This window comes from Acidaminococcus hominis (genome assembly GCF_900291475.1).
In the GTDB taxonomy this organism is placed as follows: Bacteria; Bacillota; Negativicutes; order Acidaminococcales; family Acidaminococcaceae; genus Acidaminococcus; species Acidaminococcus hominis.
Map to the genome: position 1 here is coordinate 215,857 of NZ_OLMM01000002.1, position 26,991 is coordinate 242,847.

Below are 26,991 nucleotides of genomic sequence, written 5' to 3' on the forward strand. Positions count from 1 at the left end.
ACCTCTTATTTAGAATTGTTCAGTTCTTCCCGTAATCTTCTGAAGATCTCGTGGACGGGAAGAATTTCCTTAATTTTCCACATATTTGCACCGGTAAACACCAGGCCTGTTTCCAGATCTCCCTGCTGCGCCCGGGTCAGAGCCTTAATAATGCAGAAACTCCGGGAGCAATGTTTCAGACAGCTGTCACAGCTAAATGGCTTGGTTGGATGACCTTCCAATACCGCCTTGGAGAACGGATTCAATAAGGCTCTGCCTTTAAATCCCACCGGGCTATCTATCTGAACCACATCATCTTTGGTCATTTTCAAATAAAATTGTTTCAGCATGGGCGCACTATTGGATTCTTCACTGGCAGCAAACCGGCTGCCCATCTGAACCCCGCTGGCTCCCATTTGCAGCAATTCTGCCACATCATAGCCATCCACAGCACCACCGGCTGCAATGACGGGAATCTTCACTACCGAAAGGATTTCCGGCAAAATATCTTTAATCGAACGCTGAGTTCCCAGATGGCCACCGGCCTCCGTTCCTTCCACCACTACAGCGGAAGCGCCCAGACGCTCTGCTATTTTCGCTAATTTGGCATAAGAAACTATCGGCACAATAGGAACATCATATTCCTTGCCGACAGAAAACATATCTCTGGAAAAACCAGCCCCAGCCACAATCAAGTCGACTTTTTCCTGGGCTGCAGTCGTTATCAGCCCTTTAAATTCACGGGCGGCAACCATTGCATTGATACCAATCATTCCCTTGCCATTGGATAACTTTCTGGCAAGACGGATTTCTTTACGCAGCTCATCAAAGGGCAGACCAGAAGCAGCGATCAGTCCCACACCGCCCTCATTGGCCACCGAAGCCGCCAACCGCGCCGTGGACAAGCGGATAGCCATACCGCCTTGAACGATAGGCATAGTTGCTACTTTTTCACCAATCTTCAGCACTGGCACTTTCAACAACAATCCCCCATTTCAGATCAAAAAGATCATGGATAAAGCTCGGAAAGTCCCGTAAGGGACCTTCCGAAAATAATGGGATATTATTTTTTGTCTTCTTTATCCAACAGTTCTACTGCGTCTCTTACAGTGCGGATTTTTTCAGCAACTTCATCAGGGATTTCAGTGTTGAATTCTTCCTCAAAAGCCATGATCAATTCCACAATGTCCAGAGAATCAGCTCCCAAGTCATCAATAAAAGTAGAATCCATCTTTACGTCTTCAGGAGCTACGCTCAGCTGATCAACCGTAATAGCCTTTACTTTTTCAAAAGTACTTTGTTCGCTCATTCCTATTCACCTCCTTCCAGCTCTCTAACACATAATCATACTACATTACCATGCCACCGTCCACGTTTAAAACCTGGCCGGTTATATAAGCAGCTTCATCAGATACTAGAAATAAAACTGCGTTGGCAACATCTTGAGGCTCTCCTGCCCGTCCCAGAGGGATGGTGCAAGCCATTTCAGCTTTTTGCTCATCAGTGAGCACGCTGGTCATATCGGTTGCGATAAAGCCGGGAGCCACCGCATTCACGGTGATATTCCGGGAGGCCACTTCCTTGGCCAGGGACTTGGTAAAACCGATAACACCGGCTTTGGCAGAAGCATAGTTTGCCTGCCCTGCATTGCCCATTTCCCCAACTACAGAAGCCATATTTACAATACGGCCGCCTTTTTGCTTCATCATGGTTCTCAGTACTGCTTTGGAACAGTTGAACACACCCTTCAGGTTGGTGTTCATCACATCGTCCCAGTCGGCTTCCTTCATTCTCATGAGAAGGCCGTCCCGGGTAATCCCTGCGTTGTTCACCAGGATGTCCAGTCTGCCCAGTTCCTTTACCACACGGCCAACGATATCCGCAACCCCGTTGGTATCGGCAACACTGCCTTGTACCAGCAGCGCCTTGCGGCCCAGCTTTTCAATGGCAGCGGCTACTTCTTCAGCAGCAGCGGTGTTCCCAGCATAGTTGATGGCCACATCTGCGCCATGTTCTGCCAGGGTCAGGGCGATGGCACGGCCAATGCCCCGGGAGCCGCCTGTTACCAAAGCTACTTTGCCAGCTAAATTCATTTTATCTGACCTCCTTTAAATAAGCAAGAGTTTTTTCCAAACTAGCCAGGTCTTCTACGTTCTGGCCGCTAAAGGAGCGATCAATTTTCTTCACAAAGCCCGTCAGGACTTTGCCCGGGCCCACTTCGATAAAGGTGGTAACCCCAGCCTGGATCATGTAGCGTACGCTGTCTTCCCACAGTACCGGGCTGGCAGCCTGCTTAACCAGGATTTTGCGGATTTCGTCGCCTTTTTGTTCCGGCTGGGCCGTTACGTTGGCAATCACCGGAATCTTGGCGTCGGCAATTTTCACCTGGTCCAGCACTTCTGCCAAACGGTCGGCAGCAGGCTGCATCAGGGTGCTGTGGAAAGGTGCGCTGACCGGCAGGACAATGGCGCGCTTGGCACCAGCTGCCTTCAGGGCTTCCGAGGCTTCCCGCACTGCATCCGTGGCACCGGCGATAACTACCTGGCCCGGGCAGTTGAAGTTTACAGGCTGTACAGCAAGACCCGTACGGTCCTGTACTTCCTTGCAGATTTCCTTAATCTTTTCCGTATCCAGGGCAATAATGGCAGCCATGGCGCCTTGGCCCACAGGAACAGCTTCCTGCATGAATTGGCCTCTCTTGCGTACAACCCGTACGGCATCGGCAAATTTCAGGGAACCAGCAGCCACCAGAGCGGAATATTCACCCAAGCTGTGGCCGGCAGCCACGTCCGGGAATACTTCGTGTTCTTCCAGCACCTTCAGGGCAGCCACACTGCAAGTCAGAATGGCCGGCTGGGTGTTGTAGGTCAGCCGCAGCTGTTCTTCCGGGCCCTTAAAGCACAGGTCCGTCATGGAAAAGCCCAGGGCTTCGTCCGCTTCCTTGAAAACGTCCTTGACGCAGGCGTAATTGTCGTACAGTTCCTTCATCATGCCCACGGTCTGGGAACCCTGACCCGGGAATACAAAAGCAATCTTACTCATCCTTTAGCCTCCTCGTCCTTTTGCCATTTTACCACCAGCGAACCGTAGGTCAAGCCGGCCCCAAAGCCCACCATCACTACATTGTCGCCCTTATGGATGCGTCCCTGATCCCGTGCTTCACACAGTGCAATGGGAATGGAGGCACCGGAGGTGTTGGCGTATTTATCCAAATCAACCATAATTTTTTCTTCAGGCAGGTGCAGCCGTTTGGCAGCGGAAGCAATGATCCGCACATTGGCCTGATGGGGTACCAGCAAATCGATATCCCCCTTGGTCATGCCGGCCTTTTCCAGGGCCTTCAGGGTACTGTGCCCCATGACCTTTACGGCAAACTTAAAGACCTCGGACCCCACCATATGGATGGAGTGTTCCTTGTTGGCCACCGTTTCGTAGCTGGCAGGTTTCCGGGAACCGCCAGCAGGCATGTTCAGAAAATCTCCCCCAGCCCCGTTGGCGCCCAGGTCCACGGACAAAATCCCGTAGCCGTCTTCCACCTGGCCCAGTACTGCCGCACCGGCCCCATCACCAAAGATGATGCAGGTGTTGCGGTCTTCCCAGTTGAGAATCCGAGACAGGGTTTCTGCCCCTACCACCAGGACCTTCTTGTACAGCCCGGAGGCGATGGTCTGGCTGGCGATGCCGCAGGCATACACAAAACCGGAGCAGCCGGCCGCCAGGTCAAAGGCAGCCGCATGGGTGGCGTGAAGCTTGTCCTGCAAAATGCAGGCCACTGAAGGGAATTTCATATCCGGAGATTCGGTGCCTACCACAATCAGGTCCAGCTCCTCTGCCGCAACGCCGGCATCTTCCAGCGCCCGCTGGGCAGCAATCAGGGCCAAATCAGAGGTCGCCTGTTCCGGTGCTGCAATATGCCGCTCCCGGATACCCGTTCTCTCCACAATCCAGTCGTTGCTGGTGTCCACCATTTTTTCCAAATCAAAGTTGGTCAGTACTTTTTCAGGCACATAATAGCCCATGCCTAAAAAGCCAACACTGGGTTTATTGCTCATATTTACAGTTCACCACTTTCTTCGTCCTGCATAATGGTCTGACGAATATGCCCTACCACATCTTTCTCCGTCAGTTCCATGGCCACCCGCACTGCATTTTTGATGGCCTTGGCCTTGGAGCTGCCGTGGCAGATGATAAAGGGGGCACGGACACCCAGGAGCAGAGCACCGCCGTATTCCGAAGCATCCATCTGCTTCATCATGCTGTAAAGCGCCGGTTTCATCATCAGGGCTCCCAGCTTGGCCAGCACGCTGCTGCGCTTCAGGGTATTCTTGAAAATATCCACAATGGCAGAGCCCAGGCCTTCCATGGTCTTTAATACCACGTTGCCCACAAACCCGTCACAAACCACTACGTCTACGGAACCCTTGTTGATGTCCCGTCCTTCTACATTGCCAATAAAATTGATATGCGGGTCCGCTTTCATCAAAGGGTAGGTGGCCAGGCACTGCTCGTTGCCCTTGGTCTCCTCTTCCCCAATGTTTAGCAGCCCTACCCGGGGATTGGGAAGGCCCAGCTGCAGTTCTGCGTACACAGAACCCATTACAGCACTTTTCACCAGGTTTTCCGGCTTGGCGTCCACCATGGCGCCGGAGTCAACCAGAACCGTAGCCCCGGTAATGCTGGGAATCACCGTAGCAATGGCCGGACGGTCAATGCCTTTGATCCGGCCCAGGCCAAACAGGGCAGAAGCCACTGCAGCCCCGGTACTGCCGGAGGAAACCAGTGCGTCACATTCCCCTTCCTTCAGGAGGCGGGTTGCCACCACAATGGAAGCGTCCTTCTTTTTCTTCACGCTGATGCCGGGATGATCTTTCATCTCGATAACTTGGCTGGCGTGATGAATGGTAATCTTAGGATTCTTTTCCTGATGCTCCTGCATCAGTGCCTGGCGGATGGTTTCTTCATCTCCTACCAGTACTACCTCGCAGCCATATTCGTTGACAGCCTGAAGTACACCCTTGATAATTTCCTGAGGGCCATAGTCAGTACCCATTACATCAACTGCGATTTTCATCTTCTTGGTTCCTCTTTTCCGGAATGGCAACAATCAGAAATTTAGCCCGGAACACTTCCTTATGGTTGTTTCTGATTTTCACCCAAATCGTATATTTATCTTCCTGCTTCCGAACCACTTCGGCCCGGGCCACCAGAATGGCACCCGTATACACAGGAATCTTGTATTTCACATTTGCCACACCGGTCAACGCTGCCGGTGCGTCAATTACTGCCAAGGCCAGGGAATTGGCCTGGGCAAACATGTATTGCCCTCTTGCTACGCCTGTTTTCTCCAGAACCATCTCTTTGTCCACGGTCATCATGGAAATACCGCTGTGACCGATGTCCAGGTCAATCAGTTCGCCTACAATATCGGCACTGGTGATGGCCTGCAATTTTTCCTGGGCGTTTTCCGCCATGTGACGGGTCCGTTCCCGAAGTTCGGGAATCCCCAGGGCCAACCGATCCAGTCGGATGGTTTGGATACTGACTTGAAAGGTTTCGGCCAGATGCTCGTCGGTCAAGAAAGGATTCTTGTCCAAAAGCTGCTGAAGCCTCTGTTGGCGTGCCTTCTTCTGTGCTGCAGAACCCATTCTATCACCTACTTTTAGTACCTAGTCATAACACTAGAGCCTATTATACCAAAGAACGGGCAAAATACAATAGCTCGCACAAAAAACCTACAATAATTTACAGCTTCTTCATAGATTTTGCAGCATCCCTCCCCACTTGTCAGAAAGGTTAGGCCCGCCAGAAGAAATTCCGGCAGACAGCCAGGGATATTTTGCCTAAGCCAAATATCTCCAGCATCTATTATAATGCAAAACTTCGAAAGAAGAAACCTTATCCCTTTAGAAAGCACGCAGCGGCATTCACTGCAAAAAAAAGAACGCCGCCCCATAGAGCGACGTTCATTTTTTCAGGTCTCCCGCAGGATTCCTTATTCAGCTTCTTTCACTACTTCCTTACCATCGTAATAGCCACATTCAGGGCAAACATGGTGAGGGCGCTTCAGCTCATGGCATTGAGGGCATTCAACCAAGCCAGGAGCAGCCAGTTTCCAATTAGCGCGACGGGAATCGCGGCGAGCTTTCGACATTTTTCTCTTTGGTACTGCCATTATCGTACACCTCCTAAACTCAACCTATTTCTCTAACAATGCCTCAAGAGCCTGCAGCCTGGGATCGATGGACCGAGTATCACAATGACATTCCGTCACGTTGCGATCCGCTCCACAGACAGGGCAAATCCCTTTGCAGTCCGGTTTGCACAGCATTCTGGCAGGTATGGCCAGCAGCAGGGACTCCCTTAAAGCATCTGTAACATCAACCACATCAAACTTATAGGTAAAGGCATCCTCTTCCAGCCCCGGGGTTCCTTCCGGATAGTACCGTTCGTCCACCTTGGCGGTGAGGTCCAGTACCACATCCTTCAGGCAGCGGGCACAGGTTCCCCGCACCGTGAAGTTCTCCGTGGCCGTCAGCAGCAGCACATCGCCGCCGTTGGCCAGGGTACCTTCTATGGTAATGGGACCTTGCAGTTCCGCATCTTCCGGCAGGATATTTAACTCTTTGCCGGTCAGGGTATACTGAAAAGATTCAGACCCTACGAGTTTCTTTTTGATTTCTGCTACATTGATTTTGATCATATTATCAACCGTTACATTATATCTAGGCTTTCACCCTTTGTCAAGCAAAAGCCCGAAAACATTTTCTTATTTGCAGAGTCTATTGGTATCCCGAGCGATAACCAATTCTTCGTTGGTGGGGATCAGAAATACCTTTACCTTGGAATCAGCAGCGCTGATTTCGGTGTCTTTGCCGCGTACATTGTTGCGGTCAGCATCAATCTTCACGCCCAGGAATTCCAGGCCAGCGCATACTTTGGCACGGGTGGTGATGTCGTTTTCGCCTACACCAGCAGTGAAGACGATGGCATCAACGCCGCCCATAGCAGCAGCATAAGCGCCGATGTAGCGTTTTACCTGATAGCAGAACATATCCAGGGCCAGTTGGGCCTTATCGTTGCCTTTGGCAGCAGCATCTTCAAGGTCACGGAAGTCGCTGGAAACGCCGGATACACCCAAAACGCCGCATTCCTTGTTCATGTATTTGTCCATGGCAGCAGCATCCAGGCCTTTTTTGCTCATCAGAATGGGCACTACAGCAGGATCGATGGAACCAGTACGGGTACCCATCAGAACGCCGTCCAGCGGAGTGAAGCCCATGGAAGTATCCACGGATTTGCCGCCGTCTACAGCGGTGATGCTGGAGCCGTTGCCCAGATGGCAGGTGATGATTTTGGTATCGGCAATGTCCTTGCCCAGCATTTCAGCAGCCCGAGCAGCTACGAATCTGTGGGAAGTACCATGGAAACCGTATTTACGGATGCCGTACTTTTCGTATTCTTCGTATTTAACGCCGAACATATAAGCCACAGGAGGCATGGTTTGATGGAAAGCCGTATCAAATACAGCCACTTGCGGGGTGTTGGGCATCAGTTTTTGGCAGGCACGGATACCAGCTACGTTAGGCGGCTGATGCAGAGGTGCCATATCGCTCAGGCCTTCAATCTTGGCCAGTACTTCGTCGTTAATGACAACGGATTCGCTGAAGATTTCGCCGCCATGTACCACTCTGTGGCCCACAGCATCGATTTCGTCCATGGATTTGATAACGCCATGGTTGGGATCAACCAGAGCAGCCAGTACTTTTTTGATACCGTCTACATGATCGGGGATCTCGCTTTCCAGTCTTACTTTGTCCTTACCGGCAGGCGTATGCGTCAAAACAGAGCCTTCAATACCGATACGTTCAACCAAACCTTTAGCAATGACAGATTCATCATTCATATCAATCAGCTGATATTTGATGGAAGAGCTGCCGCAGTTAACAACAAAAATCTTCATTCCCTTGCCTCCTGATCAACTACTGAGTTTTCAAGCAGTATTACGCATTTTCTATAATACCTAACTATTTTAGCAAAGTTAGCCCAGAATGTCTAGAAAAGAATTGTTTCCGGGCTGAATTCAGTCTCTTTTCCCCGGCCTCCGCCCTTGCGTGCCGCCCCTCCTGCCGCTACAATAGAAAGGAATACAAGGCAGGGGCAAAAAGTGATTTTCGCCCCGGGCCCAAACTTTTCTTTAAGGAGGCCCCTATGAACCCAGCTGCCGTCATCGGCATTATCGCAGAATATAACCCCTTCCACAAGGGGCATCAATACCAGCTTTCCCAGGTCCGGCAAAAATTTCCTGACGCACCTGTCATCGCCGTTAGCAGCGGCAGCCTGACCCAGCGGGGTGAGGCTCCTATTTGGGACAAATGGAAACGGACCCGGCTGGCCCTTTTGGGCGGCGTGGACCTGGTGCTGGAGCTGCCAGTGGTCTACAGCCTCCAAAGCGCCCGGGAATTTGCCCGGGGTGCCGTTGCCTGCCTTCAGGCTACAGGCGTAGTCACCCACCTGTCCTTTGGCTGTGAGACTCCGAATTTGGCCCTCTTGGAGCGCCTGGCCAAGGAACAGCCGGCCAAGGTACAGTGGGAAGCTGCCCTTTCCCAGGGACTATCCTATGCCAAGGCGGCGGAGCAGGTCTACGGTAGGCTGAATCCCCGCTACCCCGCCCTGCTCCAGGGCTCCAACAACCTTTTGGCCCTGGAATACCTGCGGGCAATTGGCAGCCTGGCACCCCAGCTTCAGCCCCTGCCCGTCCTGCGCCAGGGCAGCGCCTACGGCAGCACCACCCTGGAGGATACCCTGGCCAGCGCCTCCGCCCTGCGCAAAGCGCTGAAACGTGACGGGTTAACCCCAAGGGCCGCCCAGCAATTTCCCGAGGCCGAACTGCCCTGGATCAGGACCTGGTTAGCCCAGGGGCTTTGCGGTCTGCCGGAAGACCGCCTGTCCCTGCTGCTCTCCTACACCCTGGAATGCTCCTCCCCAGCGGCCATCCGCACGGCCTGCCTTACCAGCGAGGGCCTGGAAGACCTGGTGTACAAGCACCGCCGGGCCGGCTCCTTTACTGCCCTGGTAGAAGCGTGCGCCACCCGGCGCTACTCCCCTTCCCGGATTCGCCGGCTGCTGTGGCAGCTGCTGCTCTCCCAGCCAGACTGTACTTTTAGCCAGGGCGCCAACGCTGCTCCCACCTACCTGCGGGTATTGGGCTTTAGCCCCAGGGGCCAGGAGCTGCTTCGCCAGCTCAAGCAGAAGGCCCAGCTGCCCCTGGTGCTCCAGGTAAACAAAAACACCCTGGCAAAGGCCCCTTCCGCCGCCTTTGCCGCCCAGCTTGCCCTGGACCTTAGGGCCGCCAACCTGTACCAGCTGCTGCAAACAGGCACGATCACGGACCTGGACTACCGCCTGCCGCCAGTGCGCCTGTAGCTGCCAATTTTACCCATAAAAATAAGGACTGGGGATTTTCCTCAGTCCTTTGTTTTACCTATTATTTTCTGTCAGTACCGGATTCAATCCGATGATCTTCCGGATAGGAGGCCTTCAGGGCATCTCCATTTTCCTGAACAGCTTTCAGGGTCTTGTTCAGGTTTTCTTCCAGGTAGCTGAAGACATCTACCGCATACTGCATGGATTCACTATGCAGCTTATTGGCATAAGCTTCCGCAGCAGCCCGCATATCGTGGTCATACTGCTGGCCTTCAGCCAGAATCTGGTTGGCCTTGTTTTCCGCAGCTTTTACCACTTCTTCCTGGCGTACCAGGCGGTCAGCTTCAGCCTTGGCCAAATCCACAATCCGGTTGCCTTCGGCATGAGCCTGTTCCACAATGTGGTCCGCTTCCGTACGGGATTTTTCGATAATGCTCTTTTGTTCTTCCAGCAGGTCGTGGGCTCTCTTGATTTCCTGAGGTACAGCAGCCCGCAGCTTATCCATTACCATGGTAAGTTCATTTTCGTTGACAATCAATCTGCTGGTTAAGGGAATCCGAAATCCCTCTTGCAGAATACTTTCCATTTCGTCCAAGATTTTGTCTAATTCCATGACCATCTATCCCTTCCCTTAATGTAATAGAGAAAATCATTAGCGAGCTTTTCCGCGCTGCATGACTTCATTTTGAATACATTCCGGTACAAAACCGGTGATGTTGCCGCCGAAATACACCATTTCCCGCACCCCTGAAGAACTGAGATACGAATATTTCGCGTTGGTCATAATAAAGACCGTTTCCAAATTCTTATCGATTTCCTTCATCAGCAGGGCGCGCTGGAATTCGTACTCAAAATCAGTGAATGCCCGCAAGCCACGTACAATAAACTTGGCCCCTTCCTGTTCGCAGAACTCGTTCAAAAGCCCTGAAAAACTGGTAACCCGGATATTCGGGATGTGGGCGGTCGCTTTCTCGATCATGGCTACCCGCTCTTCCATGGAAAACATGGCTTTGTCCTTGGCGGGGTTGACGAATACGCTGACAATCAGCTCGTCAAACATTTTGCTGGCTCGTTCAAAAATATCCAAATGGCCCATGGTAACCGGGTCAAAACTACCCGGACAAACGGCTTTCCGCACGTTAAACCTCCAATAGCAGCAAGATTTGCTAAATCTCATTATAACAAAAACAGCTTACGATTTCCACCTAATTAAAGATATTTTCGTGTCTCCGTACTTTTCTGTTCGGATTTCTGTCCCTTCCTCCACATATTGGGCTGGATCCTCTTCCAGGGAATGTTCCAACACCAAAAGGCCGCCGGGTTTCAGCACCGGACGCTTTAGCAGTGCCTTGTACACCAGCTCGTTAAGGCCCTTGTTGTAGGGCGGGTCCGAAAAAATCAGGTCAAACTGCTGGTGTTCCTGCTCCAATATAGCCAGGCCATTGACGGCGTCCGTATGAATCAGCCGCACCGCCTCCTGGGCCCGGGCCTTTTCCACATTGGCCTTCACCAGTTTCAGGCTCTCCCGGCTCTTGTCAAAATACACCACACTGGCTGCACCCCGGCTCCAGGCTTCCAGGCCCAGATTGCCGGTTCCCGCAAAGGCATCCAGCACCACTGCTCCAGGAAGCCGGGACTGGATAATGCTAAACAGGGCTTCCTTTACCCTATCGGAAGTGGGGCGTACCAGATAATTTTTGGGAGTAACCAGTTTCAGGCCCCTGGCCTTGCCGGTAATAATGCGCATCTGCGCCACTTCCTTTCGTGAGATATCAAATCAATTATAAACTGTACCCGTTCCTGGTGCAAGAAAAAACCTGGGTGTACACAAATTGTGCGGAATTTTTTGCACCCCTCCCCCCGTTTTCCCGGGGAAGTGTAGTCATTTTCTGGCACTTACGATATAATGATACCATTCTATAAGAAAAGGAGCCTTCCCCGTGAAACGAAAACCCCTGCTTGCCCTGGCAGTGCTTTGCACCGCAGCCGGCCTTCTGCTCCACGGCCGCCTTGCGCCCCGGGGGGAGAACTATACACCGCCGCCCGTACCAGCTACAGCCCATTGGGCCCTGCTGCCCATTGACAACCGGCCGCCCTGCCGGGACTTTACCGTGGAACTGGGTGCCCTGGCAGGGATTTCCGTTACCGCACCTCCGGACAATATCATGGACTGGTACGAAAAGCCGGCCAATATTCCTGCCCTGAAAACCTGGCTGGAAGCCCAGCTGCCCCAGCAGCAGGGAGCTATCATTTCCACGGACCTGATCCTGTTCGGCGGTCTTCTCCACTCCCGGATTCACCAGGTAGATGAAGAAAAGGCCGGGGAACTGTTCACCTACCTGTCCGATTTAAAAGAAACCTATCCGGACAAGCAGTACTACCTGTACAGCATCATCCCCCGGCTGCTGATCAGCGACCATGTGCTCCCTGACCGGTGGTACCAGTGGCATCTCATGACCTGGACCATCAACATGGACAAAAAGCTCCAGGGCCTGCCCTATGACCATGCCCTGTACGAAGAAGTCAAGGCCCTGATTCCCATGGATTTGAAGTGGAAATACATTACCCTGTACCAGAACAACGACCGGCTGAACCAGGAACTGATCCAGTTCGTTACAGAAGAAAACCTCACGGACCTGGTCATCGGTCAGGACGACGCCCAGCCCTACGGCCTGCCCAACCATAACCGGCACAACGCTACAGCCTACCTCAAGGAATACGACGAACATCCCCCCATCTATACCTCCCAGGGAGCCGATGAGCTGGGGGCCCTGGCCATTTCTCGGATCTACACCCGCAGCAATCACTGGCAGCCCAAAATCAAGGTAATGTACGGCACCCCCGAAATGCGGGACTACACCCTCCACTTTGTGCCCCAGACCCTGGGCCAGATTGCTTCGGACAAGATTCAGCTGGCAGGCGGCGTGGAAACGGATTCCCTGGACCAGGCGGATTTTGTGCTGTTCATCCACTGCGGCAGCGAAAAGAAGGAAAACTACACCCAAATTGCTGAGAATATCAAACTGCTCATGACCCAAAAACCCGTAGCCCTGGTGGACCTGTCCACCCGCTTTGCAGCCGGGGACTGCATCCTGCCCCACCTGGCGGCCAATGGCACGCCCCTGCCCCAGCTGCTGTCCTATTCCGGCTGGAATACGGCTTCCAATTCCATTGGCACCGCCGCAGCCCAGGGCACCATTGTCACCGGCCAGGCAAAGCGCCTGCCCAAGGACCAGCTGCCCGGCCTGTACAGCGCCAACTTCCGCTTCAACTACGCCCGGTTCCTGGACGACTGGGCCTACCAGAAGCTGATTCGCCCCCACATGGCCGAGCTCCAGGACCTTAACGGAGTAAATCCCCAGGACGCCGACCCCTACGCCCGGCAGACCCTGTTCTACATTGCCCGGGAACTGGGCATCTACAACAAGCTGCTGCTGTGGTACTGCCGGAAATATCCCTACTACCAGGACGGAACCGACGCCTACTACCTGCAAAACGCGGACTTTACCGTAGGCCTCCCCTGGGAGAGGCCCTTTGAAATCCGCTTAAAAATTTATCAAGATTTTGGCAAATACCAATTGACAAATTAAGGAATAGCCTTTATAATCTATTAATGTGTTGTCGGGGCGTAGCGCAGTTTGGTAGCGCGCCTGGTTCGGGACTAGGAGGCCGCAGGTTCGAATCCTGTCGCCCCGACCATCTTAAAAAATAAGACAGTAACTTCGGTTGCTGTCTTTTTTGTTTGCCCTGAATCTCCTATAAAGCAACGAAAAAAATCCGGCTCTCCCAAAGGAAAGCCGGATTTTCTTTTTCGTTGCTTTACAGCATCTTGGCCCGCAGTTCTTCGCCGCTGAGAGGGCTCAAATAAGCAGGAGCAATATCGAATACAGTCTTGCAGCCCGTTGCCCCTTCCTTGGCCAGCCGTGCCAGGGCTCTTACATAGGCAATCACTGCATGAGCGGTGAATTCCGGGTTGGAATCCAAGGTCAGCCGGTATTCGATCACGTGGTTGTTTTCCTTGTTCACGCCAGTTTTGCCGGAACGGAATACGAAACCGCCATGGGCAAAGCCCTGGTGATTTTTGTTGAATTCTTCTTCCGAGATGAAGTGTACCGTAGTATCGTAATCGGAGAAGTAGTTGGGCATGGTTTTGATTTCCTCTTCCACCTTGGCAGCATCAGCGCCTTCTTCCAGCACCACGAAGCATTCCCGGGTATGTTTCTGCCGGGTGGTCAGTTCCGGATTCTTGCCGGCTCTTACCGCTTCCAGGGCTGCCTCCACAGGAATGGTGTATTGTTTGCCGTTCTTTACCCCTTTAATCCGGCGAATGGCATCAGAGTGGCCTTGGGATACGCCCTTGCCCCAGAAGGTATAATCCTTGCCGTCCGGCAGCAGTACGTTGCCATACAACCGTGCCAGGGAAAACAGGCCCGGATCCCAGCCTACAGAAATCATAGCCACCTTGCCGGCAGCCTTGGCAGCTGCATCTACTGCAGCAAAATGCTGAGGAATATGGGCATGGGTGTCAAAGGTATCGATGACATTAAACAAGGAAGCGTATTTAGGAGTTTGTACAGGCAGATCGGTAGCAGAACCACCGGCCAGGACCAGCACGTCGATTTTGTCCGTCCATTGGGCAATGTCGTTAACAGAAACTACAGGCACCCCTGCCGTAGCAATTTTCACCTGAGCCGGGTCACGCCGGGTAAATACCGCAGCCAGCTTTACATCCGGGTTATCCAAGAGAGCTGTTTCCACCCCTCTGCCAATATTACCATAACCTAAAATACCGATTTGCACTGTCATATGATCAACCTTCCTTTTGTATAATCTAGTGAACACGTTTTGCATTATACACGTATTGCGTTTATTTGTAAATATTTTAAACCGATTGTAACGCAAATAATACTGTATACTTTTTAAAAGATACGAAGTACTTAAAATACTGTATACAGTGTACGCTCAGGGTATCCTACCCTGCTCCCTTCCAGACAAAAAAGACTGCATCCCAGGCGTACCCCAGAATGCAGTCTTCGCAACGTTTACAGCAATTTTTCGATATCGGCAGCGATGGCAGAAGGAACCGTGGTGGGTTCATACCGTTCCACCACATTGCCGCTGCGGTCAATCAGGAACTTGGTGAAGTTCCATTTGATGCCGTCCCCTTCCAGGTAGGACGGGAAGTGGTTCTTCAGGGCATCCACCAGGCCGGCAGCCACAGGATGGCTCATATCAAAGCCCTTGAAGCCCTTTTGCTGGGTCAGGTACTTGAACAGCGGCTGGGCATTTTCGCCCCGCACATCGCCTTTGGCAAAAATCTTGAAGGTAACCCCGTAGTTTACCCGGCAGAAATGTTCAATTTCATCATTGGTGCCAGGATCCTGTTCGGCAAACTGGTTGCAGGGAAAGCCCAGGATTTCCAAGCCCTTGTCCTGATACTTCTTGTACAGTTCTTCCAGTTCCTTAAATTGGGGCGTAAAACCGCATTTGCTGGCAGTGTTCACAATCAGCAGCACCTTGCCCTGGTAATCCTTCAAAGAAACGTCTTCACCTTTTTTATTTTTAACAACAAAATCATATACGTTCATTACAAATCCTCCTTACAGGTTCCGGCAGCTGCGCACCGCAGCTCCGCTTTTTGTTTGGCTGACTTTCTGCTAATCACTTTCTGTCTTTATTATAACGTGTTATTTAATTTTGTCAAATACTATTTTTTAAAATTTAATTTGACGTGATAAATTTTATCCGTTACAATAATTCTAAACAACGAAAGGATGCAAGGTGATTGCCATGACCTCAGAAAACGAATACGCCGGCCTGCTGCTGCAAAACCAGCTGTGCTTCCCCCTCTACGCCGCAGCCCGAAAAATTGTGGCGGCCTACCATCCCCTGCTCAAAGCCCTGGACCTGACCTACGCCCAGTACGTGACGCTGATGGTCCTGTGGGAAGAAAAGGAGATTTCCATGCACCAGCTGGGAAAACGCCTGTACCTGGATTCCGGTACTCTGACCCCAGTGTTAAAAAAGCTGGAGGCCGCCGGTTATATCCGCCGCTATCGGGACCCCCAGGACGAACGGAACCTTATTGCCGCCCTTACGGACCAGGGCCTGGCGCTCCGGGACAAGGCCAAAACCATTCCCCACGCCATGACCTGCAAATTGAACCAAAAGGGAACCCTCTTTTCCCCGGAGGAAATGGCCCAACTGAAAAAAGAACTCTATGCCCTGATTGCTGCCCTGGATTCCTAAGTTGACCGGCAGCAAAAAAGGGGCTGTGAAAAAATGGCTTGCGAACTAGTTTGAGTTCGCAAGCCATTTTTATTGTTCGTTTTAGCCGTATCCAAACCTCAAAACTTTCTCCGAGGCCCTGCGGTCCCCACCTCCTTCACGCTGGTATGCTATGAATAAAGTAGACTGGCATATAGTTAAACCTCCTGGATTCGTTGAAAGGAGAGTATGTAAAATGTCTATATCGAAAGTCAGTGCAGAGGATAAATTAAAGGCTGTCAAAGCTGTTCTTGCTCATGAAGAATCACCAATGGTTTCTGCAAAAAGGTTAGGGGTTCACTGGAAAGCAGTACAGTATTGGGTAGATGAATATATAGGAAATGGTCCTGAGGTATTTAACAAAAGACAGGTTAAAAGTTATTCTGCTGATCTTAAGATCCAATGCGTAGAGGAATATCTTAAGGGCGAAACGACTATGTCCCAGCTGGTACAAAAATACGGATTAAAAAGTTCTCGTCAAATCAGAGACTGGTTAAAGAAGTATAATAGTCATGAGGAACTAAAAAGTTCGGGTACTGGAGGTGCCAAGATCATGACTAAAGCTAGACAAACGACCTTTGACGAGCGCGTTGAAATCGTAAAATACTGCATTGAAAACGGGAATGCTTACCATGAAACCGCTGAAAAGTTTAAGGTTTCCTACCAGCAAGTCAGAAATTACGTCTTAAAATATAATAAGTACAATACCGAAGGACTCATAGATGGGCGCGGACACAGGAAGCCAGTAGAAGTCCCTGAAGAAGCCCCTACAGAATATGAGTGTATGAAAGCTGAACTCAAACTGGCTAATGCAAAACTCAAAGCCAAGGATATGGAGATTGATTTCCTAAAAAAACTCGATATTGTGGAAAGGAGGCGGGATTCACACAAATAAGATATGGAGCCATTTATGAAGCCATTAAAGAACTGCACGCTGAAAAGAATTACCCTATTCTTGGCCTGTGCAAATTGGGAAAAGTGTCCCGGGCCGGCTACTACAAATGGCTTCATAGAGAGCCTTCAGCACGCGAAATTGACGACAAGGAAATTGCTAAAAGAATAGAAGAGATATACAAGGCTGACCCAGCTAAAGGGTACAGACGAATAGCTGATGACTTACGAGCCCCAAATAAGAAGATCTATCCTGACACGAAACCAATAGCAATTGGTGACGGTCGCGTTCTTCATCTTTGTCGAGTGATAAATATAAAGTCTACGATTAAATATGCCCCTAAGGGCTGCACCCAGCGTGCAATAGATCCTGCATACATTGCAGAAAATATCTTGAATAGGGAATTTAAAGCCGATGCCCCTAACCAGAAATGGTGTACTGACGTCTCAGAATTTCACTACTATGAGGGGGTAGTTGTGCATAAGGTATATCTGAGCGCGATTATTGACCTGTATGACAGACGAATTGTTTCCTATGTGATAAGCAACCGGAACGATAAAAATTTGGTATTCAATACCTTCAATAAGGCATTGTTGAAAAACCCTGGCGCGCATCCCCTGTTTCACTCTGACCGGGGATTCCAATACACCTGCAGGGATTTCCGCAAGATGATTCTAGATGCTGGTATGACGCAGAGTATGTCACGGATAGGAAAATGCATTGATAATGGCCCGATGGAAGGCTTCTGGGGCATGCTGAAAAGAGAACGGTACTATACTCGTGACTTCGACAGCCGTAAAGCTTTGGTAACGATGATTAATAACTACATGGAGTATTACAACAGTAGCCGTTTGCAGCGGAATTTGGGCCGTTTGACCCCTATGCAAAAACATAATAGCTACCAAATGGCGGCGTAGAGGTTTATATTATTAGGAACTGTCTACTTGACGGGGAGCACACCACGCTTGAAGGAGGCATACTAGGCCACTACTGGTCAGCTTATGTCTGAACTATAGTGCAAATATTGTTAAACACTGGGAACCTGATGGGTCTGAACGGCCCCTTCAAGCGTGAAGGGGCTGTCATCCTATAGGGATGACTGAGGAAGTTTTATTTTTTCACAGCCCCTTTTGATTTTTTCGCTTTATTATTCTCTGCTGAACAGGGCATCCACAAACTGCTGGGGATCAAAGGGACGGAAGTCCATCATACCTTCCCCAATCCCAATCCATTTCACGTCCAGCCCCAGTTCTTCCTTGATGGCGATAACCACGCCGCCTTTGGCCGTGCCGTCCAGTTTGGTCAGCACCACCCCGGTCACATGGGCCGTCTCCAGGAAAATCTTGGCCTGGGAAATGGCATTCTGCCCGGTGGTGGCATCCAGCACCAGCAGGGTTTCGTGGGGACCGTCCGGGACTTCCTTCCGGATTACCCGGTAAATCTTGTCCAGTTCCTTCATCAGGTTGGTCTTGTTGTGAAGCCGGCCAGCGGTATCCACAAACAGTACGTCGGCTTTCCGGGCAATGGCCGCCTGAAGGCCGTCGTACACCACCGCAGCCGGGTCCGCCCCGTCACCATGGGCGATTACATCCACCTGGGCCCGTTTGCCCCAGATTTGGAGCTGCTCGGTAGCCCCGGCCCGGAAAGTATCCGCTGCTGCCAGCATAACCTTATACCCCATAAGCCGGTAATAATTGCCCAGTTTGCCAATGGTGGTGGTCTTCCCCACCCCATTGACGCCAACTACCAGCACAATGGACGGATGGCCGGAAAAATGCATCCGGGGACCCGTGGTCTTTAGCATATTGGCAATATAGTTTTTCAAGAACGGCAGCGCTTCCGCCGGGGATTTGATTTCCCGGGTAGCCGCAGCCTTCCGCAAGGCAGCCATGATTTTTTCCGTAGTCTTGACCCCTACGTCCCCGGCCACCAGAATCATTTCCATTTCATCCATAAAATCGTCGTCCAGCTCCACGCTGACGCCGATTAGGTCTTCCATCCGATCCGTAAAATTCTTACGGGTCTTGCTCAAGCCATCTTTCAGTTGTTCTACAAAACTCATGCTTCCGCCACCTCCGACAACTTCACCGACAGGATCCGGGAAATACCGGACTGTTCCATGGTTACCCCATGGAGTACGTCCGCCGCCTCCATCGTCCCCTTCCGGTGGGTTATCACGATAAATTGGGTTTTCTCCCCGTACTCCCGCAGAAAACGGGCGAACCGGGAAATATTGGTTTCATCCAGGGGCGCATCAATTTCATCTAAGATGACAAAGGGCGCCGGCTGGTATTTTAACAGGGCAAACAAGAGGGCAATAACGGTCAGGGCCCGTTCCCCGCCGGAGAAAAGGGATAAGTTCCGCATTTTCTTTCCCGGGGGCTGCACCTCAATATCAATGCCTGATTCCAGTATATGATTTTCGTCCAAAATACGCAACCGGGCTTTTCCGCCCCCAAACAGCTGCTCATAGCATTCTGCAAAATAGCTGTTGATTTTGGCGAAGGCTTCCCTAAAACGCCGGGCCATATCGGAGTTGATGCTGGCAATAACGGTTTCCAGCTGCTCCTTGGCAGCGGTCATATCCTCGTACTGCCGGTTCAGGAAATCATACCGTTCCTTGGCCGTTTGGTACTCATCCTCCGCCGTCAGGTTCACCGCACCCATGGCCTCCAGGTCCCCGGACAGCTGGTTCTCCTGCCGGTGCAGGTCCCCGGTTTCCACGTCCTTGAGGCTCTTGTTCCGGGCCTCTTCCTCCGTCACCTGGTAGGTTTCCTGGAGCTGCTGAAGGCAATGACTCTGCTCCGTAGCCTTCCGGACCTGCTCCATTTCCACGCTGCGGATTTTCTGCCGGACGCCTTCTTCCTGGCCGGCCAGTTTGGCCAGCTTTTCCTCAGTACCGGTCTTTTCCTGGGCCAGGGCTTCCCGCTCCGTCAGGAACTGGGCCTTGGCGTCTTCGGTGCCCGTCAGCGTTGCCTTGAGAGCTTCTGCCTGGGCTGCCAGCTTCTGGCAGGCCGCTTCGCTGTCCTTCTGGCTCTGCACCTGTTTCGCCTGCTGGGCTTCGTTGTCCGACAGCTCCTGCTGGGTCTTTTCCTCGTAGCTGTCCATGGTCTGGATCCGCTGGTTCAGGGCTTCCAGCTGGGTCTTTAGGCCGCTGGCCTCCACCAGGGCATCCTGGTACCGGCCGCTGGCCTGCTCCAGGTCCTGCCGCTGCTTGCCCAGCTGGGCCTCCAGTTCCTGGGACTCACTCTTTTCACGGGCATCCGCCTGTTCCATAGCCGCTACCTGGGGCTCCAGCTGCTTGCGCTGCTCCACCAGCTTCAGAAACTCTGCCGTCTGGCTGCGTTTTTCTTCCCGCAGCAGTTCCAGAGCTTCCTGCTTTTCCTGCCGCTCCTTTTGCTTCTGCTCCGCCTGGGTTTCCAGGCCCGCCCGGCGCACCGCCAGTTTCTGGAGCTCCGCCAGGCAATCGTCTTGGGCTTGTCGCTGCTCCTTCCCCTTTTGGGTAATAGCGTCCAGTTCCTTTTCCTGCTGCTGCAGCAGCTTCTCCAGTCCCTGGACTTCTTCCGTCAGATGGACGATTTCCTGCCGTCTGGCCAAAAAGCTCTTTCCCTGCTGCTTCTGGCCGCCGCTCATGGACCCACCGGCGCTGATTACGTCCCCGTCCAGGGTCACAATCCGCACCCGCATATCTGCCTTCCGGGCAGCTGCCAATGCATCGTCCAGGTTTTCTGCCACCAGCACCGTTCCCAAAAGGAACTGCACCGCCGGCCGCAGCTTTTCGTCACAGGTTACCAGGTCCGCAGCGACCCCCACAATACCCTTGGCCTGCGCGGCTTCCTTTTCCTTCCCATAAAGGGACCGGGGCCGGATGGTGTCCAGCGGCAGGAACGTAGCCCGGCCGCCCTGCTGCCGTTTCAGGTAGCCAATGGCATCTCGGGCCGATTGGGCGTCCTGGGTAATGATATTCTGCAAAGCGCCTCCCAGGGCGCCTCCCAGGGCTGTTTCCAGCGCCGTTACGTACTGGTCTTCCACGTGGAACAGCTCCGCCGTTACCCCGTATACCTGGGCCCGCCAGGGAGCCTTGGCCCCCAGCACGGTCTTAACCCCTTTGCTGAACCCCTCGTGCTCCCGTTCCATATTGGACAGCACCTGAAGCCGGGCTTTTTTCTGGTTCAGGCTCCGGCGGTTGGCCTCCACCAGCTCGTGTTCCTTCCGGTAGTCCTCCGCCGCAGCCAGCAGTTCTTCTTCCAGGGTCTTTTTCTGCTTTTCCAGACTGGTGAGCCGGTCCGCCAGCCCCTGGAGTTCCTCCTGGGCTGCCTGGGCTGCCTGCTGGGCTTCGGCCACCTGGGCTTCCCCCGCCGCAAGCTTTTCCTTGCTTTGTTCCTGCTGCCGGTGGAGCCGGTCCTGCTCCTGGCAGATTCCCGTCAGCGTGTTCCGGGCCATCACCAGTTCCCGCATACTGTCAAACGCCTTGTCCTGGTACGTCTTGAGCTTATCCTGGGCGTCCTGGACCTCTTGGCTGAGCCGATTCTTTTCTTCCCCAGCAACAGCCAGCTTTTTCTGGGCCCGGGCCTCCGCCCCTTCCAGCCGGTCGTACTCCTCCGTTACCGTCAAAAGGTTCCGCTGGCTGATTTCCAGCTCGCCTTCCAGCCTGCTTTTGGCCTTGGCCAGCTGTTCCAGGCGGTTTTTCCCCTGTTCCAGCCGCTCCTGGTACACCGCCAGTTGACGGCCGTAGGAAGCAATTTCCCGCTCCTTGGCCAGGATTTCTTCCTGATACTGGGAATAGGCGTCTTCCTTTTCCTGGATCTTCTGGTTCAGTTCCTGGAGCTCCGTCTTCACCTGTTTCTGCTGGGCCTGGAGGGAGAGCAGTTCCTGCTCCCTGGCCGCACAAAGCTCCGTCAGCTGGGCCTTTTCCTGGTCAATTTTTTCCAGGGTCCGAAACAGCAAAGTCAGCCGCACCAGCTTTAACTGGGCGGCCTTTTCCTTATAGGCATGGGCCTTGGCTGCCGCCTCTCCTAACGGTTCCAGCTGTCCCTGGATCTCCGTCCGGATGTCCCGAATGCGCAGCAAATTGGCCCCGGTTTCTTCCAGCTTCCGCAGGGCCTCCTTCTTCCGCATCCGGTACTTGGCAATCCCGGCCGCTTCCTCAAATATGGAACGCCGGTCCTCAGGACGGCTGTTTAAGATTTCATCAATCTTGTTCTGGCCGATAATGGACATGGAACCCCGTCCCAGTCCCGTATCAGCCAAAAGGGCCAGCACGTCCTTCAGGCGGCAGTTCTTTTTGTTGATAAAATATTCACTTTCACCGCTGCGGTACACCCGGCGGCACAAGCTCACCTGGTCAAAGTCCAAAGGCAGCTCGTGGTCCGAATTGTCAAACAGCAGGGTGACTTCTGCCATGCCCATGGCCCGGCGAACCGAGCTGCCGGCAAAAATCACGTCCTCCATTTTGGTGCCCCGCAGGTACTTGATGCTCTGTTCCCCCATGACCCAGCGGATGGCATCGGAAATATTGCTCTTGCCGCTGCCGTTGGGCCCTACAATGGCGGTAATCCCCGGCTCAAAGTCCAGGCTCACCCGATCCGCAAAGGACTTGAACCCATGGGCCTCAAATGATTTTAAACGCACGGTACCGTTCCTTCTTACGCCTGAATATCGGACAGCGATACTTCATCTTCGCCGTCGATTTCTGCCAGGGTCACGTCCACCGTTTCGCTGGTGCTGGTAGGCACGTTCTTGCCTACGTAGTCCGCCCGGATGGGCAGCTCCCGATGACCCCGGTCCACCAAAACCGCCAGCTGAATGGCTTTGGGACGGCCCATATCAATCAGGGCGTCCAGGGCGCAGCGGATGGTACGGCCGGTAAACAGCACATCATCCACCAAAATCACCGTCTTGCCGTTGATGTCAAAGTCCAGTTCCGTTTCCTTTACAATGGGGTTATAGGCCAGGGTGGACAGGTCGTCCCGGTACAGGGTAATGTCCAGGGAACCCACAGGTACCTTTACGCCTTCAATTTCTGCCACCTGCTCCGCCAGGCGCTGGGCCAGGGGCACGCCCCGGGTCCGGATACCTACCAGGACCACATTTTCAACACCCTTGTTCTTTTCCACGATTTCGTGGGAAATCCGCACCAGGGAGCGGCGGATGGCATCTGCATCCAAAATGGTTTTTTTCTTGACGGAAGTACTCATGTTGTTCTCCTCCTTGTTAATGGAACTGCCCATTGCGCAAACGGGTCAGGATGGTTGCCATATCCTGGGGCACCGGGGCTTCAAACGTCATCCACTCCTGGGTCCGGGGATGCCGGAAAGTCAGGGTTTCCGAATGAAGCGCCTGCCCCTCAATGGAAAAACAGGTTTTCTGGGGACCATACTTGGGGTCCCCTACCAGCGGGTGGCCAATATACGTCATATGGACCCGGATCTGGTGGGTCCGCCCGGTCAGCAGCTTGCAGCGCACCACGGTAAATTTTCCGTAGCGCTCCAGCACCTGATAGTCCGTAGCCGCAAAACGGCCGCCCTGGGCCACCACCGCCATCTTTTTCCGGTCCTTGGGGTCCCGGTCCAGCTGGGTTTCAATATGCCCCTGGTCCTCCTTGATATTGCCCCGGACAATAGCCAGGTAGGTCCGCTTGGCCTCCTTGCTCTGAATCTGCTGGGACAGGGACAAATGGGCCAGGTCGTTCTTGGCCGCAATCATCACCCCAGAAGTATCCTTGTCCAGCCGGTGCACAATCCCCGGCCGCACCACCCCGTTGATGCCGGACAAATCATGGCAGTGGTACAAAAGAGCATTGACCAGCGTCCCGTCCGGATTGCCGGCTGCCGGATGCACCACCATGCCCCGGGGTTTGTTGATGACGATAACATCTTCATCTTCGTATAATATATCCAAAGGGATGTTTTGGGGTACCGCCTCCAGCGTTACCGCCGGGGGAATCAGCACCTGAAATACATCCCCTGTCTTTACTTTATAATTGGCTTTCACCGCTTTTCCCTGCCGGGTTACCCGGCCTTCCGCCAGGTCGTGCTGTACATTGGAACGGGTCAGGTCCAGCCGGGCTGCCAAAAACACATCTGCCCGCTGCCCCTTTTCTTCTTCCGTTACCGGGTCAGTGGTAATCAGTCGGTCTTGCCCGTTTTCCCCGAGTCCTTCTTCAGCGTACTCCATACAATCATTCCCACTCCTACACAGATAAAAATATCCGCCACGTTGAACACGGGCCAGATGAGAAAATCAAAAAAATCAATTACGTAACCGGTATGAATCCGGTCAATCATATTGCCCACAGCTCCGCCTAAAAAAAAGGCGGCACCCCAGCGGGTCAATCTTCCTTCCTGGCGGATATGGTCCCGCAGCAGAAAGGCAGCAATGGCTACCACTACAGTTATGCCGACAAAAAACAAACGCTGGTATTTTAACAAGCCAAAGGCAGCTCCAGGGTTCAGTACATACGTAAAGTGAAACACCCCGGGAATTACCGGAATGCTCATCCCTTCCGTCATGACGGACGCCGCCAGGAGCTTGGTCAGCCGATCCAGCACGGCCACCCCAAGAATGATTTCCAGCATGGATCTCGTTCTCTCCTTTACAGGCAAATTTTGATATAAAAAAAGAAAGAGCCCTACAATGCCGTACCAATTCCGAGTTTTGAACCTGCATGAGCAGGTGGGTGCCCTCCCTGCCACTTCTGATGTCCCCTCGAAAGGGCATATCATCAACGACCGGAGTACACGGGCTCCCTTATAGAGAGTGTTGGCTCAAAACATATGGAATTCGACTCGCACATCGGAGGGTTGCTCTTTTATTTGTATTATAACGCAAGGACAGCCAGTTGTCCAGTTTCTGAGAGAATTTCTTTACTCTGCCCGGAGCATCAGCCGAATCAGGGCCCGGATATGCAGGCGCATTACGTCCAAGGTTGGTACCGGGAGGGTCACCTGGTCAAACAGCAGGGGCAGTTCCGTACAGCCCAGCACCACCGCATCCAGCTTATGCTCCTCAATCATCCCTTCAGCCATTTCCGCCATAATCTTCCGGGTAGCCGGCACCACCCGGCCATACTCCAGTTCTGTCTTGATTTTATCGGCGATATACAGCTTTTCATTTTCACTGGGCGTAAAAATACCGATGCCCCGTTTGGCAAAGGCTCTCTGTACAAAATTTCCTTCCATGGTGGGCAGGGTGCCCAACAGCCCCACTTTTTTGTACCCGGATTCTTCTGCTTCCTCACAGGCCGTTTCCACCATGCTTACCAGAGGAATGGGAGACCGGGCCGCCAGGTCATCAAATACCACATGGGGCGTAATACCCGTTAACGCGCCGTAATCGGCCCCAGCCGCTGCCAAATGTTCAATCCCCTGCAGTAAGTATTGAATCAGGCCCTCATAATCCCGCTTGGCACAATAATCCAACACTTGAAATACGCTTAGGCTCTCAATGACCATGGGAGGAAACACCGGTTTATTCAGCTGTTCCTGAACGCCATAGACCAGTTCCCGATAATACATGATGGTGGATTCTGGGCCAATGCCGCCAATCAATCCTATTTTCTTCAATTCGCTGCCTCCTTAGTATCACCTGCCCGGCGCTGCCGGGCTCGCTGGTTTGGAGAATGGATAACCATACGAAAAAAGTGCAATTACCTTATCAGTATACCGCAAATATAAGAAATAGTAAATTTCATCTTTTCGTTTTTTCTTATAGACAGTTTTTCTTTGCCGCAAAACACCATTTTGTCCGCCTGCCGAGTACCTTATTCGGCTTTGAACGCACAAAAAAAGGATAGGTAAATTGCAAGTTGAATTTGAACAACTATAATCAAGAAACACACTCAATAGCATAAACTTCATCGAGGAATGCATCAAATAGCTCTGACGGCGTATGGTAGCCCAAAACACGACGTGGGCGCTGGTTCAGCGTATCTGCCATGTTCAGGATATCCTCATCAGAGAACCGCTCTATTATAGTGGCACGTTTGTCAAGACCAAAATCGATGAATTTCTAAATGTATCAGGCAGCAGACATTGCAGCATTGAGCAGCAGTGCCGGGAAGTAGCGCTCTGCTGGCGGGACGTTCCCGATGGCTGAGTGGCAGCGCTGGAAGTTATACACGTTGATGTAGTTGCGGATGGCCTTGCGAGCCTCCCGGATGTTGCGGTACTGCGTGAGATAGGCTTCCTCATACTTGAATGTCCGGAACCACCGCTCAATCTTGATGTTGTCGGCCCAGCGGCTCTTGCCATCCATGCTCTGGCGGATCTTGTGTTCCTTGAGGAAAGCCTTGTACTCCTTGCTGGTGAACTGGCATCCTTGGTCGGAGTTGAGAATCTGCGGCTTTGCTATACGGAGCGCCTTCCTTACGGCGGCAATGACCATCCGGGTGTCCAGGGTATCGTCCACCTCCCAGCCAACAATGCAGCNGTACTCCTTGCTGGTGAACTGGCATCCTTGGTCGGAGTTGAGAATCTGCGGCTTTGCTATACGGAGCGCCTTCCTTACGGCGGCAATGACCATCCGGGTGTCCAGGGTATCGTCCACCTCCCAGCCAACAATGCAGCGGCTGTACCAGTCGATGATGGCTGTCAGATAAACGAAACCGTGCTCCAGGGGAATGTAGGTGATGTCGATGGACCATGCCTGGTTAGGCTGCTGAATATCCACATGCTTCAGCAGGTAGGGCATCACCTGCGCTTGTTGCTGCCGCTTGGAAAGGTTCATCTTCGGATAGATGACGTCGATGCCCATCTCGCGCATATAGCGAGCTGTCTTGCGTCGTCCGGCCTGATGCCCGAGGCGCTGCAGCTGCGAGGCCAGCTGCCTTGCGCCCCAGGCAGGATTGTCCGTGTGGAAACGATCGATGATGCGCTTGCATTCCAGCTCTTCATCTGATGGAGTGTTCTCTTTGGGGTGGTAGTATTGGCTTGTGCGGTTGACGCCGAGCAGCTTTGCTGCTTTCCGAAGGGAAAGCTCCTTGCACTCACTCCTCGAAAGGTTTTGGAGAATACTGTTTCTCGTAGTCCGGTCCAAGAATTTCCTCAGATTTTTTTTTCAACCAATCCACCTGCATGGTGAGTTGGCCAACTTTGCGGGCATAGGAGGCTTTCTCCTTCCGCTCGGTCTCGAGTTTTTGATTGAGGTTGTCCTCACTGGAATCATCGAATATGATGCTTGCCTTGCTGAGAAACTCGTTCTTCCAGTTCCGCAAGAGGTTCGGCAGGATTTCGTTCTCAGCCGCCAGCGTGTTGAGGTCTTTCTCACCCTTGAGCAGCTCGATGACGAGATCGGATTTGAATTTCGACGTGAAATGACGGCGCGTGCGTGACATGATGATTATCTCCTTTTTCATTGATCGCCTCCAGTATACCACGAGATTCACATTAAGAAATAGTTTCGAAGTTGTCTTAATTCATAGTTCCATTATA

28 protein-coding genes, 1 tRNA gene, 1 other RNA gene and 1 pseudogene are annotated in these 26,991 nt (G+C 52.6%); 6 read left to right on the plus strand and 25 right to left on the minus strand.

From position 1 onward, the window contains the following. Positions 1–5: 5 nt before the first annotated feature. From C7E10_RS02090 to C7E10_RS02135, 10 genes are all read right to left on the minus strand, one after another. Positions 6–959 (minus strand): NAD(P)H-dependent flavin oxidoreductase, encoded by a 954-nt coding sequence (locus C7E10_RS02090; protein ID WP_105325726.1) that lies wholly within the window; start codon positions 957–959, stop codon positions 6–8. 83 nt (positions 960–1,042) lie between these two features. Beyond that, positions 1,043–1,288 carry an acyl carrier protein gene (gene acpP / locus C7E10_RS02095; RefSeq protein WP_105325727.1) on the minus strand — a complete coding sequence of 82 codons (246 nt, stop codon included), beginning with the start codon at positions 1,286–1,288 and terminating at the stop codon, positions 1,043–1,045. Positions 1,289–1,328: 40 nt separating this feature from the next. Then, positions 1,329–2,072: a 3-oxoacyl-[acyl-carrier-protein] reductase gene (gene fabG, locus C7E10_RS02100; RefSeq protein WP_105325728.1), complete on the minus strand. Its 744-nt coding sequence runs from the start codon at positions 2,070–2,072 to the stop codon at positions 1,329–1,331. Position 2,073: 1 nt separating this feature from the next. Next, positions 2,074–3,021, minus strand: coding sequence for an ACP S-malonyltransferase (gene fabD, locus C7E10_RS02105; RefSeq protein ID WP_105325729.1), 948 nt, complete (start codon positions 3,019–3,021; stop codon positions 2,074–2,076). After that, positions 3,018–4,031 (minus strand): beta-ketoacyl-ACP synthase III, encoded by a 1,014-nt coding sequence (locus C7E10_RS02110; protein WP_105325730.1) that lies wholly within the window; start codon positions 4,029–4,031, stop codon positions 3,018–3,020. The genes fabD and C7E10_RS02110 overlap by 4 nt, the downstream gene beginning before the upstream one ends. Before the next feature lie 2 nt (positions 4,032–4,033). Further along, a complete protein-coding gene (gene plsX, locus C7E10_RS02115) occupies positions 4,034–5,050 on the minus strand; it encodes a phosphate acyltransferase PlsX (protein WP_105325731.1) in 1,017 nt (338 codons plus the stop codon). Then, the gene (gene fapR, locus C7E10_RS02120; protein WP_105325732.1) at positions 5,034–5,624 is read right to left on the minus strand and encodes a transcription factor FapR; all 591 of its coding nucleotides are present in this window, start codon (positions 5,622–5,624) and stop codon (positions 5,034–5,036) included. Before fapR ends, plsX begins: the two co-directional genes overlap by 17 nt. Positions 5,625–5,971: 347 nt before the next feature. After that, positions 5,972–6,151, minus strand: coding sequence for a 50S ribosomal protein L32 (rpmF, locus tag C7E10_RS02125; protein WP_105325733.1), 180 nt, complete (start codon positions 6,149–6,151; stop codon positions 5,972–5,974). 24 nt (positions 6,152–6,175) lie between these two features. Continuing rightward, on the minus strand, positions 6,176–6,679 hold the full coding sequence (locus tag C7E10_RS02130) for a YceD family protein (protein ID WP_105325734.1): 504 nt from the start codon (positions 6,677–6,679) through the stop codon (positions 6,176–6,178). A 66-nt stretch (positions 6,680–6,745) separates the two neighbouring features. Beyond that, positions 6,746–7,939 carry an acetate/propionate family kinase gene (locus C7E10_RS02135; protein WP_105325735.1) on the minus strand — a complete coding sequence of 398 codons (1,194 nt, stop codon included), beginning with the start codon at positions 7,937–7,939 and terminating at the stop codon, positions 6,746–6,748. 248 nt (positions 7,940–8,187) lie between these two features. Between C7E10_RS02135 and C7E10_RS02140 the strand changes: the two genes are divergently transcribed. Beyond that, positions 8,188–9,402 carry a tRNA(Met) cytidine acetate ligase gene (locus tag C7E10_RS02140; RefSeq protein WP_105325736.1) on the plus strand — a complete coding sequence of 405 codons (1,215 nt, stop codon included), beginning with the start codon at positions 8,188–8,190 and terminating at the stop codon, positions 9,400–9,402. A gap of 61 nt (positions 9,403–9,463) precedes the next feature. Here the strand turns inward: C7E10_RS02140 and C7E10_RS02145 are convergent, their stop codons facing one another. The 3 genes from C7E10_RS02145 to rsmD are packed head-to-tail and all read right to left on the minus strand — an operon-like array spanning position 9,464 to position 11,158. After that, positions 9,464–10,015 (minus strand): F0F1 ATP synthase subunit B family protein, encoded by a 552-nt coding sequence (locus C7E10_RS02145; RefSeq protein WP_105325763.1) that lies wholly within the window; start codon positions 10,013–10,015, stop codon positions 9,464–9,466. 39 nt (positions 10,016–10,054) lie between these two features. Then, a complete protein-coding gene (gene coaD, locus C7E10_RS02150) occupies positions 10,055–10,540 on the minus strand; it encodes a pantetheine-phosphate adenylyltransferase (protein ID WP_105325737.1) in 486 nt (161 codons plus the stop codon). A 54-nt stretch (positions 10,541–10,594) separates the two neighbouring features. Then, a complete protein-coding gene (gene rsmD / locus C7E10_RS02155) occupies positions 10,595–11,158 on the minus strand; it encodes a 16S rRNA (guanine(966)-N(2))-methyltransferase RsmD (protein WP_255419929.1) in 564 nt (187 codons plus the stop codon). 184 nt (positions 11,159–11,342) lie between these two features. Between rsmD and C7E10_RS02160 the strand changes: the two genes are divergently transcribed. Both C7E10_RS02160 and C7E10_RS02165 read left to right on the plus strand, forming a co-directional pair. Next, positions 11,343–12,992, plus strand: coding sequence for a DUF4127 family protein (locus C7E10_RS02160; protein WP_105325739.1), 1,650 nt, complete (start codon positions 11,343–11,345; stop codon positions 12,990–12,992). A 32-nt stretch (positions 12,993–13,024) separates the two neighbouring features. Further along, positions 13,025–13,101 (plus strand) — tRNA-Pro (locus C7E10_RS02165). 120 nt (positions 13,102–13,221) lie between these two features. On the opposite strand, the gene C7E10_RS02170 is transcribed toward C7E10_RS02165, so the two are convergent. Both C7E10_RS02170 and C7E10_RS02175 read right to left on the minus strand, forming a co-directional pair. Beyond that, complete coding sequence (locus tag C7E10_RS02170) at positions 13,222–14,208, minus strand: diaminopimelate dehydrogenase (RefSeq protein WP_105325740.1); 987 nt, start codon at positions 14,206–14,208, stop codon at positions 13,222–13,224. Between the two features lie 236 nt (positions 14,209–14,444). Further along, positions 14,445–14,990 (minus strand): glutathione peroxidase, encoded by a 546-nt coding sequence (locus C7E10_RS02175; protein WP_105325741.1) that lies wholly within the window; start codon positions 14,988–14,990, stop codon positions 14,445–14,447. A gap of 202 nt (positions 14,991–15,192) precedes the next feature. Here C7E10_RS02175 and C7E10_RS02180 point away from each other — a divergent pair, with 202 nt between their 5' ends. The 3 genes from C7E10_RS02180 (at position 15,193) to C7E10_RS02190 (ending at position 17,478) form a co-directional block, all read left to right on the plus strand. Beyond that, positions 15,193–15,651, plus strand: a complete 459-nt coding sequence (locus C7E10_RS02180) for a MarR family winged helix-turn-helix transcriptional regulator (RefSeq protein ID WP_105325764.1) — start codon at positions 15,193–15,195, stop codon at positions 15,649–15,651. Between the two features lie 151 nt (positions 15,652–15,802). Beyond that, positions 15,803–16,564, plus strand: a complete 762-nt coding sequence (locus C7E10_RS02185) for a helix-turn-helix domain-containing protein (RefSeq protein WP_105325742.1) — start codon at positions 15,803–15,805, stop codon at positions 16,562–16,564. Between the two features lie 23 nt (positions 16,565–16,587). Next, the gene (locus C7E10_RS02190) at positions 16,588–17,478 is read left to right on the plus strand and encodes an IS3 family transposase (protein ID WP_268802576.1); all 891 of its coding nucleotides are present in this window, start codon (positions 16,588–16,590) and stop codon (positions 17,476–17,478) included. Between the two features lie 230 nt (positions 17,479–17,708). Here C7E10_RS02190 and ftsY read toward each other — a convergent pair whose 3' ends face one another. The 10 genes and pseudogenes from ftsY to C7E10_RS12130 all read right to left on the minus strand — a co-directional run bounded on the left by ftsY (position 17,709) and on the right by C7E10_RS12130 (position 26,915). Beyond that, entirely contained in the window at positions 17,709–18,623 is a 915-nt protein-coding gene (gene ftsY, locus C7E10_RS02195) for a signal recognition particle-docking protein FtsY (RefSeq protein WP_105325744.1), read from the minus strand. After that, a complete protein-coding gene (gene smc, locus C7E10_RS02200; protein ID WP_105325745.1) occupies positions 18,620–22,192 on the minus strand; it encodes a chromosome segregation protein SMC in 3,573 nt (1,190 codons plus the stop codon). The genes ftsY and smc overlap by 4 nt, the downstream gene beginning before the upstream one ends. 14 nt (positions 22,193–22,206) lie before the next feature. Further along, positions 22,207–22,758: a bifunctional pyr operon transcriptional regulator/uracil phosphoribosyltransferase PyrR gene (gene pyrR / locus C7E10_RS02205; protein ID WP_105325746.1), complete on the minus strand. Its 552-nt coding sequence runs from the start codon at positions 22,756–22,758 to the stop codon at positions 22,207–22,209. A gap of 16 nt (positions 22,759–22,774) precedes the next feature. Next, positions 22,775–23,737 (minus strand): RluA family pseudouridine synthase, encoded by a 963-nt coding sequence (locus C7E10_RS02210; RefSeq protein ID WP_105325747.1) that lies wholly within the window; start codon positions 23,735–23,737, stop codon positions 22,775–22,777. Continuing rightward, positions 23,689–24,138 (minus strand): signal peptidase II, encoded by a 450-nt coding sequence (gene lspA, locus C7E10_RS02215; protein WP_105325748.1) that lies wholly within the window; start codon positions 24,136–24,138, stop codon positions 23,689–23,691. The genes C7E10_RS02210 and lspA overlap by 49 nt, the downstream gene beginning before the upstream one ends. A 46-nt stretch (positions 24,139–24,184) precedes the next feature. Further along, a non-coding RNA gene (gene ssrS, locus C7E10_RS02220) (6S RNA) lies at positions 24,185–24,367 on the minus strand. 59 nt (positions 24,368–24,426) lie between these two features. Next, complete coding sequence (locus tag C7E10_RS02225) at positions 24,427–25,125, minus strand: aspartate/glutamate racemase family protein (protein WP_105325749.1); 699 nt, start codon at positions 25,123–25,125, stop codon at positions 24,427–24,429. Positions 25,126–25,387: 262 nt separating this feature from the next. Further along, a pseudogene (locus tag C7E10_RS12480) lies at positions 25,388–25,531 on the minus strand (IS30 family transposase); the annotation flags it as partial. Positions 25,532–25,579: 48 nt separating this feature from the next. Further along, positions 25,580–26,596, minus strand: a complete 1,017-nt coding sequence (locus C7E10_RS12555; protein WP_200820170.1) for an IS3 family transposase — start codon at positions 26,594–26,596, stop codon at positions 25,580–25,582. Then, positions 26,547–26,915: a transposase gene (locus tag C7E10_RS12130; RefSeq protein ID WP_200820179.1), complete on the minus strand. Its 369-nt coding sequence runs from the start codon at positions 26,913–26,915 to the stop codon at positions 26,547–26,549. The genes C7E10_RS12555 and C7E10_RS12130 overlap by 50 nt, the downstream gene beginning before the upstream one ends. Positions 26,916–26,991 lie beyond the last annotated feature (76 nt).